Genomic DNA, 14301 nt, shown 5'->3' with positions numbered 1-14301 from the left:
TCGTCGGCTCAACCGCGCCGCCGCGGTCGCGCCGCGCGTTGCAACTGGCGATGGTGGGCTTCGGCGCAGGCCGGCCCGCAGTACAGCCGCGCCGGCTCGCCGTCGAACGGCTCCAGGCAGGCGAGGTTGAGGCAGTAGCCGGCCGCGGCCGGCGTCTGCAGCGCTTGCGCGGACTGGCGCTGCGCCTGCAGCGATTGGGTCAGGTTGATCTGCTCGAACAACTGCGCCTGATCGATGATGTCGCTCATTGCGTTCCCTGCGGATGGGGCGCCGGGCCACGGCGCGTGAAGGGCGCGTCGAGGCCGACGCGTGGCGCGCAGCGTTCCATCGTGTCGTCCCACACACTGAAACCGGATCGGTTCTGAACGAAGCCGATCGAATCGGCGTTGCGGGTTGCGGCGGCGCGCACAAAAGCGCGCTCCGACCCCGGTAGCGGGGTTGCGGTTCAGCCGGAATCGGCCAACGTGTCGGCGTATGAGACTGCCGCGGATTAGTGTGTCTTCACCGAAGGCCGACCGCTGTGGAGCGAAGGAGGACGCCGTGAGCGTCGATGCGACCGAACGCGATTCCAGTCGTGCCCTGCAGGCCTTGCACGCCGCGACCTGGTTCGCGCTGTGCGAAGGCGACCGCTATTCCGCGCTCGGACGCCGGGCGGTGGCGAATTCGTTCTACAACCTGCTGCCGCTGCTGGCGGAAGTGCGCAAGGCGATGGGCGCGCCGCTGCCGGCGGCCGCGGACGTGTTGCAGTTGCAAGTGCTGGAAGCGCCCGGCAGCGCCAACGACGAAGCGCGCGACGGCTAGCGTCGGCTGGCAGCCACCGCTGTCCAGACGAAACCTCGCCGCGAAGGGAGGGTAGGACAGGCGCAAGCCGCGACCACGGGACGCGCAGCGTATTCAACGCTTGCGTCGTCCATCCAAGCCCGAAACCAGCGCTTGTAGGAGCGGCGTCCCACGGGGATTTCCTCCGGTCATAAGCCGCGACAGTCGAAGCGATGAATTAACGCGGCTTCGCCGAAGTGATCGTGCCCAACAGCCGATCCGGGCTTCGGCGGAGGCGCTTGCGTGCGTCGCTTCGGCTGTCGCGGCTTACGCCGCTCCTACAGGGAGTAGACAAGGGCGGCGCCCGCAAGCGTCACGACTTCTTCGCCGCCGGCAGCGGCTTGGCCTGCACCTTGTTGCCGTCGGCGAGCAGCGCGTTCGGGGCCAGGACCACCGTGTCGCCGGGCGCGATGCCGGCCAGCACTTCGATGTCGTTGCCGAGGTTGCGGCCGAGCACGACGCTGCGGAAGGCCAGGGTCGAATCGGCAGCGAGCGTGGCGACCTGGGCGCCGGCGGCGCGCTGGATCACGGTCGAGACCGGCAGGATCACCGCCGGCGCCGGACGCGGCAGCTGCAGGCGCGCAGTGCCGACCATGCCGGCGGGGATGCGGCTGTCGGGGTTGGGCAGCAGCAATTCGGTGCGCATCGCCCCGGCTTCGCGCGACAGCGTGCGCGCGCTGCGCACGACCTGGGCCTTGAAGCGCTGCCCAGGCAGCTCGGCGAAGCCGACTTCCGCTTCCAGGCCGTTGCGGATCTGCAGGGCGACGTTCTGCGGCACGTCGACCACCACCCGCAGCGGGTCGAGTACCGCGATCTCGAACATCGGCGCCGCGGCGGCGGCCGAATCGCCGACCACGCGATCGCCGCGCTCGATGTTGCGCGCCACCACCACCCCGGCGAACGGTGCGCGCACGGCCTGGAACGACTGCCGCTCCAGCGCCGAGGTCAGCCGCGCCTGGGCCGCGCTGCGCGCGGCGACGGCGACGTCGTAATGGCCCTTGCGATCGCTGAAGTACTCCTTCGACACCGCGCCGGTGCCGATCAGCGCCTGGGCGCGGTCGTAGTTGACCTTGGCCAGTTCCTGGTCGGCGCTGGCCTGGGCCAGCACCGCGCGCGCCTCGCGCACCGCCTGGTCGATTTCCGGCGCCGAGATCGTCGCCAGCACCTGGCCGGCGGCGACCCGGTCGCCGAGTTCGGCCTTGCGCTCGCTGACGAAGCCGGTGGCGCGGGCGTAGATCTGCGCCGATTCGCCGGCCAGCGCGCGCGCCGGCAGGGCCAGCTCGAAGGCCGGATCGGCAGCCTTGGCGGCGACGGTCAGCACCTGCGGCAAGCTCGCCGCCGGCGCGGTCGCGGCGGTGCTGCGGTTGCAGCCGGCGAGCGCGCCGAACAGGGCCGCCGACACGGCGGCGGCGACGGTCAGGCGCAACACGGGACCGGGGGAGGCAGTGCGGTTCATGGGGCGACTCCTGCGGGGGCGGCGGGCACGGCGATGTCGTCGGACGCGACCGGCGCGGCCGGTTTGCGGCGGCGGCCGAGCACGGCCAGGATGGAAGGAACCAGGATCAGAGTGGCCGGCGTGCCGAACAGCAGGCCGCCGATCACCGCGCGGCCGAGCGGCGCGTTCTGTTCGCCGCCGTCGCCCAGGCCGATCGCCATCGGCACGATGCCGAGCACCATCGCGCTGGCGGTCATCAGCACCGGGCGCAGGCGCACCGCAGCGGATTCGTAAGCGGCCAGTTCGGGGTCGTGACCGTCGGCGATCAGGCTGCGGGCGAAGCTGGTGACCAGCACCGAGTTCGCGGTCGATACGCCGATCACCATCATTACGCCCATCAGCGCCGGCACGCTCAGCGGCGTGCCGGTGACGAACAGGCCGATGGCGGCGCCGGCGATCGCGATCGGTAGGCCGGACATGGCCACCGCCGGCTGGATCCAGGACTGGAAGTTGACCACCAGCACCAGGAACACCAGCACCGCCGACATCAGCAGACCGGCGGCGAGCTCGCCGTAGGCGCTCTGCATTTCGCCGGCCTGGCCGACGATCTCGATCCGGTTGCCGGGCTTGAGCTTGCCATCGAGTTCGCCGGTGATCGCGCTGAGCCGGTCGTAGACCGAGCCCAGGTCGGTGCCCTGCACGTTGGCGATCACGCTGATGGTCGGCGCCAAGGTGGTGCGGGCGATGCTGGCCGGCACCTGGCGCGGGATCACCGTGGCGATGTTGCGCAACAACACCGCCTCGCCGTTCGGGCCGATCCGCAACGGCGAGTTCAGCAGCGCGTCGATGTCGCGCAGGTCGTTGATCGGCGCCTGCACCTGCACGGTGTAGGCGATCGCGTTGACGGTGTCGGTCCAGTACACCGGCGACACCGTGCCGGCCGAGCCGAGCACCGCCAACACCGCACGCGCGGCCTGCTGCGGGTCCAGACCGAGCTGGGCGGCGCGGGTACGGTCGATCCGCACCTGGTACTCGGGCAGGTCCAGCACCTGGCGCAGCGAGATGTCGACCGCGCCGGGAACCTGGTGCAGGCGCTGTTCGATTTCGCGCGCCAGGGCCATGTTGCCGGGCACATCGCGGCCGATCAGGCGCACTTCGAACGCGGCCGCGGCCGAGCCGGCCAGCGTCCGGCTGGTCGCGTCCGGCGGACGCTCGAACAGCTTGACATCGGGGAAGCGCTCGGCGATGCGCTGGCGGATCTTGACCAGATAGTCGTGGCTGTTGGCGTGCGGCGAGCGCAGCTGCAGCATGATCTCGGCCTCGAACGAGCCGACCACGGTGCTGTCGACCAGCGACAGGTTGATCGCGTCGGGCACGCCGATCTGCTCGTACACGGTCTGCAGCTCGTCGGCCGGAATGATCGCGCGGATCTCGCGCTGGATCTGGCTGAGTTTGGCCGCGGTTTCCTCCAGCCGGGTGCCGGTCGGCAGGCGCACCTGCAGGCGCAGCTGGCCGGCGTCGACCTGGGGGAAGTACTCGCGTCCCAGCGACATCGCCGCGCCGGCGCCGAGCGCGAACACCAGCAGCGCCGCGGCGGCGAGCAGGCCGCCGTGGTGGCCGAGCCGGACCAGCAGGGCGTGGTGCTTGTCGCGCAGCGAGTCGAGGACGTGCTCGACCTTGTGGTTGATGCCCAGCAGCAGCTTTTCCGGTGCCCAGCGCGGATTGGCCCGGCTTCGGATGTCGGCCGGCAGCAGCAGGTAGCACAGCACCGGAATCAGGGTGCGCGAGAGCAGGAACGAGGCCAGCATGGCGAAGATCACCGCCAGCGCCAGCGGGGCGAACACCCAGGCCGACAGGCCGGTCATCAGCAGGATGGGCGTAAGCACGATGCAGATCGAAATGGTCGAGACCATCTCCGGGAACACCACTTCGCGCGCGCTGTCGAGGATCGCGGTGCGCACGTCCTTGCCCAGGGCGATGTTGCGGTTGGTGTTCTCCACGTCGACCACCGCGTTGTCGACCAGGATGCCGATCGCCAGCGCCAGCCCGCCCAGAGTCATGACGTTGAAGGTGTAGCCGAGCAGGTGCAGCATCGCCACCGAGGCCAGCAGCGCCAGCGGGATCGCCGACAGCACGATCAGGCTGGAGCGCCAGGAGCCGATGAACACCAGCACCACCAGCGCGACCAGCAGGCCGACCAGGATCGCCTCGTGCTGGATCGAGCCGATCGCGTTGTCGACGAACACCGACTGGTCGAAGATCGCGTGGATCCGCGTGCCCGGCGGCGCCGAGGCCTCGATCTCGGGCAGGCGCTCGCGCACCGCGCGCACGATCTCCACCGCCGAGGCGCCGCCGAGCTTGATCAGCGCCACCGACACCGCGCTGGAGCCGTCCATGCGCGCGACATTGGTCTGCAGCGCGCCGCCGTCGCGCACCGAGGCGACGTCGCGCACGTAGACCACGGTGCCGGCGCGCATCGCCACCGGGATGTCGAGGAATTCGGCTGCGGTCGCCGGACTGGTGTCGATCGAGATCTGCATCTCGCGCCGGCCTTCGCGGATCGCGCCGGAGGGCAGGGTCGGACTGCCGCGTTCGAGCGCGCCGGTGACGTCGGCCGGGGTCAGGCCGTAGGTCTGCAGCTTGGCCGGGTCCAGGTCGACCATGATCTGCCGCGGCGCGCCGCCGTAGGGCAGGGTCATGCGGATGCCGGGGATGGTCTGGATCTGCGAGCGCAGCTGCAGGCGCGCGTAGTCGTACAGCTGCGCCTCGGTCAGCGAGTCGGACGACAGCACCAGTTGCAGCACCGGGGTGGAGGAGACGTTGTTGCGCACCACCAGCGGCGGCGAAGTGCCCGGCGGCATGCGCCGCAGGATGGTCTGCGAGACCGCGGTGATCTGCACCAGCGCGCGGTCCAGGCTGACCGTGGGCTGGAACTCGATGCGCACGATGCTGGCGCCGTTGATCGTTTCCGAACGGACTTCCTTGAGATCGTCGACGGTATTGAGGATCGCCGCCTCGGAGAACGAGGTCATCTTGGCGGCGACGTCGGCCGCAGGCAGGCCGCTATAGGTCCACACCAGATTGACCGAGGGAATGCCGACTTCCGGCAGGATGTCGGTCGGCATCTTGCGCGCCGACAGCACGCCGAACAGCAGGATCAGGATCGCCAGCACGCCGATCGTGTAGCGACGGCTGAGGGCGTATTGGACTATCCACATCGCGTAGGCATTCCGGCGTCGGGGGATGGGGGCGCAGTGTCCGCACGCCGCGCGGCTCGCGCAGCGTCGCGGCATCGAACGATGGGGTTGGCTGGGGCGACGCCGCACGCGTCCGCCGGACGGTCCGCGCAGGCGGCGCGGCGGACCTTGCGCTCAGGGTAGACGCGCGATGCGGACGCGGAACTGACGCGTACCTGACAAAACCGTCAGGCGGACGCATCGGCGCGGCGACGGGATCCGGGGCGTGGCTGGACGGCGGGTGGGGGCCCTCGCTGGCGACGGGGAAGCGGCTTCCCGCCGGCGCGAAACGCAGGGCCGCCGGCAGAAACGGCCGCCGCCGGGCGGAGGCCCGATGCCGGTCGTCGCCCGCCGGCCCGAGGATGCGGGTGCGCAGGGGGAGTGGGGGTAAATTAGTTCCCTGAATCGCGGGGGCGTTAGTTCATTACTGTCGCATCGTTGCCTATTTCTGCAATTTGGCCGACCCGGCACAGTCACACGACAGATTCCTCACGATAATCGCCGTACCCGGAACCAACGCGGGAAGCCATGAACGCCAACACTTCCGCCGAAACCATCGCCCAGCGCGGCAGTTGCGCAGCGCAGGCCGAACTGGTCGACCGGATTGCCCGATTGACGCAAGGCGACGGACTGCATCCGACCGCGGTCAAGGCCTTGCAGCTGATCCGCATCAGCAGCCCCACCGAATGCTCGCCCAGCGTCTACGAGCCGCGCCTGTGCGTGGTTGCGCAGGGCCGCAAGGTGGTAACCCTGTCCGACCGCACCTATCACTACGACCCGCTGAACTACCTGGTGGTGTCGGTGACCCTGCCGATGATCGGCCAGGTGGTCGAGGCGACGCCGGACAAGCCCTATCTGTGCCTGCGCATCGACGTCGATCCGGAAGAGATCGCGCGCCTGCTGGTCGACGCCGGCCAGGCGCCGCTGGAGCGCGGCGCCGACCGTTCCGCCGATCTCGGCCTGTACGCGGCGCGGGTCAATCCGATCCTGATGGAAGCGGTGCTGCGGCTGATGCGCCTGCTCGACACGCCGCAGGACCTGCCGGTGCTGGCGCCGCTGGCGCTGCGCGAGATCTTCTACCGCGTGCTGATGGGCGACCTCGGCCATCGCCTGCGCGCGATCGCGGTCACCGACAGCCGCTCCAGCCGCATCGCCAAGGCGGTGGCGGTGCTGCGCCGCTGCTACCTGCAGCCGCTGAGCATCGAGGAACTGGCCGAGCAGGTGCACATGAGCACCTCCTCGCTGCACCACCAGTTCAAGGCGGTGACCACGATGTCGCCGCTGCAGTTCCAGAAGCAGCTGCGCCTGCACGAGGCGCGCCGGCTGATGATGGTCAACGGCATGGAGGCGGTGACCGCCGCGCACCGGGTCGGCTACGAAAGCCCGTCGCAGTTCTCGCGCGAGTACAAGCGCCTGTTCGGCGCGCCGCCGCGCGCGGAAGTGGTGCAGGCGCGCAGCGCGCCGCAGAGCTGAGCCCGGCGCCGCGCGACGCGCGCGATTACGCTGCGCTGCGCGCATGGGTATCCGCTCGGCCTGCGCGGGCTGCCACATGCGCCGGCGATGCGCACTCACCTTCGATCACGCCGACGCCACGTTCGCTAGCGCGCGGCGTGTGCGCTGGATTCGACTACGTAAACGATCCTCGTTGCAGGACAGCGCGAACGCGCGTTCTGCGAACCGCGCGAAGATATTTTTCTTTTGCCGCGCGTGTCGCGTTTTTGCCGCGTTGGCATCGGTAGCGTCTGCGCTCGACGCGAGTGGAGCCAGCGATTGCGATCGCCAGCCAAGCCGGGTTCGTCGGCACGGTCGATCGCATTGCATCGTCCGCGTCGGCCGTTGCAGAACGGCCGACGAGCATCGGCACGGAACGCTGCCTGCACCGCGACGAAGCGAACGCCTTCGCTTCGCTCGACCGAGGAGCAGGAAGCGCTATGACCCAACGATACCGTCGCAGATCGTCATTGGCGGCGTTCGCCGCCGTCGCGCCGCTGGCGCTCGCCCTGGGCGGGTGCGCCGACGGCGGCGTCAAGTCCGAGCCGCACGACCGGCTGAGCGGCGCGGACATCCGCGCCCATGCCGACGCCAGCCTGCCGCCGCTGAGCTGGCAGATTCCGCTCGACGTCAACGTGCCGCAGACCAAGCCCAGCCTGCAGGACCTGCAGGACGACTTCGACCTGCTGTCGTGGCAGACCTTCGTCGCGGTGAACTGGCCGGCCGACGCCAACGGCAACCCCAACACCGGCGCGACCATCGGCGCCAACCTGCCGACGGTGTGGGAGAACTGGAAGGAGAGCCGCGAGATCTTCCTGCCCGGCGGCGCCGCGCCGCTGCCGTGGGGGCAGGATACGCCGCCGCCGGCGGTCTGCGCCGGGCTCGGCGACGGCACGCTCAACCTGACCCAGGTCGGCAAGACCCCAGACGTGCTCGACGAAAGCGCCGAGCCGTTCGAGACCGGCCCGCTGATCGACCAGAACGGCCAGTACGTGCGCTTCGCGATCATGACCAACCAGGACATGTTCGACCGCATCGTCCGCGACCGGCTGTACAGCAAGGCCGGGCAGGCGGCCTTCAACAAGCCCGCCGATTTCGCCCAGCCGCAGACCAACGCCCACGTCGGCGCGATCATGATCAAGTCCTCGTGGAAGGTGATGGGCGCCAACGACGACGCCAGCCGCTTCCACACCATCAAGGCGCTGGTCTACACCAACCCGAACGAACACGAAGGCGTGAGCGCCGCGTGCAAGCTGCAGACGGTGGGCCTGGTCGGCCTGCACATCGTGCACAAGACCGGCTCGGCGCCGCAGTGGGTGTGGTCGACCTTCGAGCACGTCGACAACGCGCCGAGCAAGGGCGATACGCCGTCCAAGCCGCACTACAACTTCTACGACAAGACCTGCACCACCTGCCTGCCCAACCAGCCGCCGCCGCGGCCGTGGAACCCGAACGCTACCGGCACCCAGCCGACCCAGGTGGTGCGCGATATCCCGCTGACCGACTCGACCAAGAAACTCAACGCCCAGTACCAGGCGTTGCTGCGCAGCGCCAACGCCAATTCGGTGTGGGCGAACTACGAGCTGATCAGCACCCAGTGGCCGACCAAGCCGAAGAACCCGATCGACCCGACCGGCACGCCGGCGCCGACCTTCCTCGCCAACGCGACCCTGGAAACCTACATCCAGGGCAAGGTGCCGCGGGTCTCGTCGAGCTGCATGGACTGCCACAACGACGCCACCATGAACAACGGCCTGGCGGCGGACTTCACCTACCTGCTGCAGCGCGCGCAATAAGGAGCCCACCATGGACGAGATGGAGTATTTCATCCGGCTCAGCATCGGCCTGACCGGATTCAAGCGCGGGGCGCTCGCGCCTTCCGACGACACCCACGACATCAAGACCCTGTACCTGGACACCTTCCGCCAGCGCGTCGGCGCCGGCCTGGTCACCACCATCCTGACCCACTACCGGATCATCGACGGCCACATCGCCGGCAATCCGGCCAACCGCGAAGAGGTGGTGGTGCGGATCCTGTTCGCCGAGACGCCCGACCAGGAGTTCCCGTGCCGGCAACTGCTGTTCCTGTGGTACGCCGGCGCCTGGCCGACGGTCACCGACGGCGGCTCGCCCTCGGGCGGGCAGACCTTCAGCGAGGTGATTTCGGCCGACAGCTACACCCAGGGCCTGGTCTGGCGGGTCATGCAGTCGCACCCGATGGGCCGGTCGACCTACCACTACGGCTACTGGGCGCAGCCGCCTGCGCCGCTGAGCGCCTACCTGGAGAACCCGGTATGAGCATCGTCACGCCTCCCGGCGGCTTCGACGCGGTGATCGTCGGTTCCGGCATCGCCGGTTCGATCGTCGCCTACCAGCTCGGCAAGCAAGGCAAGAAGGTGTTGATCCTCGAAGGCGGGCCGCCGGTGCCCAAGAGCCGCGAGGAATACATGCAGACCTTCTACATGGCCAACGCCAAGACTCCGGAATCGCCGTATCCGCCGGTCAATCAGGGCGCGGCCGGCGCCAACAACGCGCTCGGCCAGCCCAATCCGTCCAGCCTCAACACGCCGCGCTACACGGTGCTGCAGATCAACTCCTGGCAGGACCCGGGAATCAGCTATTTCACCTACTTCGCCCAGCCCAACAACGTCACCCCGGACAGCCCGGAGCTGACCTTCGCCTTCGGCAGTTCCTACGAGCGCGTCGCCGGCGGCACCACCTGGCACTGGTTGGGCACGTCGCTGATGAACCTGCCCAACGACTTCCGGCTCAAGAGCCAGTACGGCCAAGGCGTCGACTGGCCGGGCGGTTCGCAGTTCTTCCGCCGGCTGCTGCCGTACTACCGCAAGGCGGCGGACGTGATCGGGGTGTCCGCCGACAAGCAGGCGATGGTCGATCTGTACAAGACCTTCGGCGTCGAATCCGACGGCGTCTACGGCGACAACTACGACTACCCGATGCCGGGCATCATCGAATCGATGAACGACGCGCTGTACGCGCAGAAGGTCGGCGCGCTGAAGGTCGACAATATCCCGCTGTTCGTCACCCCGACGCCGCAGGGGCGCAATTCGCGTCCCGGCAACCGCCGCCAGTGCGCCGGCAACACCAACTGCATCCCGATCTGCCCGATCCAGGCCAAGTACGACGGCACCGTGACCCTGGCTCAGGCCCTGCAGACCGGCAACGTGCAGATCCAGTACCAGTCGGTGGCCAGCAACATTCGCCTCGACGGCGACAAGGTCAGCGGCATCGACTACATCACCTACGACACCCAGACCGGACCGGCGACCGGCACCGGCACCGCGACCGCCAAGCGCTATGTGCTGGCCGCGCACGCGATCGAGACGCCCAAACTGCTGTTGATGTCCAACCGCAACCCGGGCTGGAACCGCGGCGTCGCCAACAGCTCCGACCAGGTCGGCCGCAACCTGATGGACCATGTGATGTACCTGGCCTGGGGCCTGTCCAAGGACCCGATCTATGCCTTCCGCGGCCCGCTGTCGACCGCGGGCATCGAGGCGCTGCGCGACGGCGCGTTCCGCAGCCAGCGCGCGGCCTACCGGATCGAGATCGGCAACGAGGGCTGGAACTGGGCAACCAACGATCCCAATACCACCCTGGCCGATTTCGTCTTCGGCCAGAACAACGCCCAGTTGAACGGCGATTCGGTCAACCAGCAGAACCAGCCGCTGCGCTTCAATCCGGCCTTGCCGGCGTTCAGCAAGCTGTTCGGCACCCAGCTGGTGCAGACCCTCAATGCGATCTACGTGCGCCAGTTGCGCCTGGGCTATCTGATCGAGCAACTGCCCGACCCGGACAATCGCGTGCAGCTGTCGAACCTGCGCGACCACCTCGGCCTGCCGCGGCCGTCGGTGACCTATCGCATCCGCGACAACTATGTGCGCGAGGCCTTCGTCTCGGCCAAGAAAGTGTCGACTCAGATCTTCGGCGCGCTCGGCGCCAAGGAATACACCCAGCTGCCGGGTCCGGTGAAGATGCACGGTTTCAACGTCACCCCCAGCACGTTCGAGTACAAGGGCGACCGCTTCACCTTCTACGGCGCCGGCCACATCATCGGCACCTACCGCATGGGCGCCACGCCGCGCGACTCGGTGCTCAACCCGCGCCAGCAGTCCTGGGACCATTCCAATCTGTACATGGTCGGCAGCGGCGTGTTCCCGACCACCGCCACCGCCAACCCGACCCTGACCATCGCCGCGCTGGCGCTGCAGGCGGCCGACAACATCCTGCAAGACCTCGCGTCCACGCAGAGCGAGGACGTCTCGTATCACCCCGGCATCGCCGACGCGACTGCTCCGGCCTTCGCCCCGGATCGGCCCTCGTAGCCGATAAGACGGAGTCGCCGGCGCGGCCGGCGACGCCCGTCGCGCCGATCGCGCGAGCGCCCGCGACGGTGCGTCTATACGCGGGCGCATGCGCCCGTATCGGCGTTTTGCCGCTGCGTCCGGCGGACGGCCGGATGAAAGCGATGCGCCGTGTCGGCTTCGCCCGGAACTTGCGCGCGCAGATTCCCGCCGTCGGCGCGGGCCGCCGCGAATTCGCATTTCGACGCCATCGCGACGCCGCGCAACGGCGTCGCGATGGCCGTCCGCGCGCCGCGTTATCCGGATCGTCCGTTCGCGGCCAACGCAGGTTCGCGGCATCTCCCCACGCGCGCCGTCATTGCGATTGGTTCTATGCAAGATCCGAAGTCGCGGTAGGGGAGTGGATCGCGGCTCACGTTTGATTCCATGAGCCGGTTCGAAACGCCTCGCGCCGGACCGCTCCCTTCGAGGTTCCCACAACCGGAACAGATCTGCCGCGGTGATCCGTCGGCGGCGTCGTTTCGTGCCGGCAGTCAAAGCATAGGACATCCAAAGCAATGAAGAACTCTTCCAAGAAGACATTCGCCGTGCTCGGCCTGGCCGCGGCCTGCGCGGCCGTATTGCTCGGCTCGCAACGCGACGCCGGCCCGGCTGCGCTCGGCGCGCCCGGCGATGCGTTCGCCGCTGCCACGGCCTCCGGTTCCCTGCCCGGCGCCGGCCTGCGCAGCGTCGCCTACACCGCGCCGACGCCGCGCAACGACGCGCAAGCCAAGCTCGGCGGCGGCCAGTTGCTGGAAGCTGTGCAATGGTTGGCGCAGACGCAAACGGCCGCTGCCGCGTCGACGGCTCAAGGTGCCGGTAGCGCGATGCCTGGGCATGCCGGCGGCGCGGCGGGCGCAGGCGGTGCCTCAGGCGCCGCGCGCCATGCGATCAGTGCCGCTGCGCAGATTGCTGCGCTCGATCGGGCCGGCATTCCTTTGCGGTTCCGCGACGGCGAAAAGGTCAAGGTCAGCCTCGGACTGGCCTTGAGCCACCAAGAGGTGCAGAACCCCAGTCTGCTCGACCGCGCGACCTCGACGCTGCGCGAGAGCCTGCTGGCCGCCGGTCTGCAGGCGACCAAGATCAACGGCTCGCCGGCCTTGGAAGCGGCGGTGCCGCTGGCGCGCCTGGAATGGGTCGCTAGCCTGCCGTCGGTGGCGCGGGTCTCGTTGGCGAACCTATCGCAGGCCGCCGTCTTCACCGATGGTGCGGCGGCGAGCGACCTGGATCGGCTGCGTTCGCTCGGCAACTATCCGCAGATCGCCGAGAACCTGCGCAGGGACCTGCGCGGCGAAGGCCTGAACATCGCGATCATCGACCACTTCGGCAACGTCGAAGGTCAGATCGCCGCGCTGCAGGCTGAAGGCGAATGGCCGAGCAACACCGCCGCCGAGCCGGACAAGATCACCATGACGCCGTCGAGCGGAGGCGTATTCGGCTATCGGCCGCTCGCCAACCACGGCAACGCGGTCGCCGAAATCGTCCACGACATCGCGCCCGCAGCCAAGTTGCGCCTGTACGACAACGTCGGCGCGGCCGATTGGGTCGGCGCGATCCAGGATGCGGCCAACCTCGACGACCAGAACGCGATCCTGGGCGAGCCACGCTCGCAGGTCATCACCGCCTCGCTGGGGTTCAACCTGGGGGCGCCCGGCGATGGCACCGGCACCGGCAGCTTCCTTAAGGGGCTGTACGATGCCATCGAAGCGGCTACGCGCAACGGCGTGCTGGTCCTCAACGCCGCCGGCAACGAGGCGCAGAAGCATTGGGACGGCGCCAGCACCGCCGGGGCGGTCGCCAACGTGCGGCAGGACTTCGACCTCAGCGCGGCCGGGGTCGACAACGTCAATCGGCTGAACCTGGGCGCCAACTTGAACGGCTGCATTCCGGTCGGCGCCTTCAGCCGTGACGACCAGAACGCTTACGACATCAGCGCGCTCCTGGGCTGGAACGATTGGACCAACGCCAACAACGCCACCGACGCCGACTATCGGCTGGAACTGGTGCGCTGGGCCGATGCGGTCCGTCGCAATGGCCGGATCGTCACCCCGGCGGGATGGGTGGTGGCGACGCAATCCGACGAAGCTCAGGACGGAGGGGCAGGCCAGGCGCCTTTGGAGGGCATCTCCTATGTTCCGCCGGCCGCCACCCGCACCGCCGAATGCAACGGCGTGTTCAACGCCAATCGTTTCGCCGGTGGCGGCAAGTTCGGTCTGCGCATCGTCCGCAAGACCGCCGGGGCGAACAACTTCCTGCGCCTGATGGTCAGCGGCTACTACACTCCGCAGTACGCCCAGGCCGAGCGCTCGCTGATTCACCCGGCCGACTCGGCCAGCGTGATCACGGTGGCGGCGCTGGACGCAGCGACCTCGAACCTGGAGGCCTACAGCTCGCGCGGGCCGGTGCTGGCCGCCGGCGGCGCGCGTCCGAACGGACAGGCGGCCGGCAACGCCAAGCCCGACATGGCCAACTTCGCCAACGTCGATACGGTGTCCTACGGCGACAACGAGTTCAACGGCACCTCCTCGGCGACTCCGCACGTGGCCGCGCTGGCCCTGCTCGGCCTGCAGCATCAGCGCCAGCTGACCAACGCCACCGTGCCGGTGCTGCCGGCCAACCCGACCGACGCCCAGCGCGCCGCTCACACGGCAGCGGTGCGGCAACGCAACGTCAGCCTGACCGGGTCGGTGTACGACTCGCTGGCCTATGTGGCCGGCACCGGCGGCAACGACCTGGGCGCGGCCGGTTTCGACAGCAGCTACGGCACCGGCCGGCTGAAGTTCCATGCCCAGTCGCAGGCCTGCTTCCTGACCGCGCTGTACGACCCGACCTATCGCGCTCTGCTGCCGGCGCAGGCCAATCCGTTGCCGGCGGGACAGAAGAGCTACGACGTGTTGCACGAGGAGAACGACGCGGCCTGCTCCAACGCCGCCGCGCAGTAAGCCCGCGTTCGGCG

At 68.9% G+C, this 14301-nt stretch carries 9 protein-coding genes; 6 read left to right on the top strand and 3 right to left on the bottom strand.

The features are described from left to right. Positions 1-8: 8 nt before the first annotated feature. On the bottom strand, positions 9-248 hold the full coding sequence (locus K4L06_RS04170; protein ID WP_221670194.1) for a hypothetical protein: 240 nt from the start codon (positions 246-248) through the stop codon (positions 9-11). Between the two features lie 292 nt (positions 249-540). On the opposite strand from K4L06_RS04170, the gene K4L06_RS04165 reads away from it, so the two are divergent. Further along, complete coding sequence (locus K4L06_RS04165) at positions 541-801, top strand: hypothetical protein (protein ID WP_221670193.1); 261 nt, start codon at positions 541-543, stop codon at positions 799-801. Between the two features lie 331 nt (positions 802-1132). Here the strand turns inward: K4L06_RS04165 and K4L06_RS04160 are convergent, their stop codons facing one another. Both K4L06_RS04160 and K4L06_RS04155 read right to left on the bottom strand, forming a co-directional pair. Continuing rightward, positions 1133-2275 carry an efflux RND transporter periplasmic adaptor subunit gene (locus K4L06_RS04160; RefSeq protein ID WP_221670192.1) on the bottom strand — a complete coding sequence of 381 codons (1143 nt, stop codon included), beginning with the start codon at positions 2273-2275 and terminating at the stop codon, positions 1133-1135. Next, positions 2272-5472 carry an efflux RND transporter permease subunit gene (locus K4L06_RS04155; RefSeq protein ID WP_221670191.1) on the bottom strand — a complete coding sequence of 1067 codons (3201 nt, stop codon included), beginning with the start codon at positions 5470-5472 and terminating at the stop codon, positions 2272-2274. The genes K4L06_RS04160 and K4L06_RS04155 overlap by 4 nt, the downstream gene beginning before the upstream one ends. 546 nt (positions 5473-6018) lie before the next feature. Here K4L06_RS04155 and K4L06_RS04150 point away from each other — a divergent pair. The 5 genes from K4L06_RS04150 (at position 6019) to K4L06_RS04130 (ending at position 14287) form a co-directional block, all read left to right on the top strand. Continuing rightward, a complete protein-coding gene (locus K4L06_RS04150; protein WP_221670190.1) occupies positions 6019-6963 on the top strand; it encodes an AraC family transcriptional regulator in 945 nt (314 codons plus the stop codon). Between the two features lie 488 nt (positions 6964-7451). Next, a complete protein-coding gene (locus K4L06_RS04145) occupies positions 7452-8777 on the top strand; it encodes a hypothetical protein (RefSeq protein WP_255594982.1) in 1326 nt (441 codons plus the stop codon). Positions 8778-8787: 10 nt separating this feature from the next. After that, positions 8788-9279 carry a hypothetical protein gene (locus K4L06_RS04140; RefSeq protein ID WP_221670189.1) on the top strand — a complete coding sequence of 164 codons (492 nt, stop codon included), beginning with the start codon at positions 8788-8790 and terminating at the stop codon, positions 9277-9279. Next, entirely contained in the window at positions 9276-11327 is a 2052-nt protein-coding gene (locus tag K4L06_RS04135) for a GMC family oxidoreductase (protein WP_221670188.1), read from the top strand. The genes K4L06_RS04140 and K4L06_RS04135 overlap by 4 nt, the downstream gene beginning before the upstream one ends. Positions 11328-11863: 536 nt before the next feature. Next, complete coding sequence (locus K4L06_RS04130) at positions 11864-14287, top strand: S8 family serine peptidase (protein ID WP_221670187.1); 2424 nt, start codon at positions 11864-11866, stop codon at positions 14285-14287. The last annotated feature ends 14 nt before the right edge of the window (positions 14288-14301 follow it).

This window comes from Lysobacter sp. BMK333-48F3, assembly GCF_019733395.1.
In the GTDB taxonomy this organism is placed as follows: domain Bacteria; phylum Pseudomonadota; class Gammaproteobacteria; order Xanthomonadales; family Xanthomonadaceae; genus Lysobacter.
The sequence above is the reverse complement of the archived record's forward strand: the minus strand, read 5'-3'. Positions and strand labels throughout refer to the sequence as shown.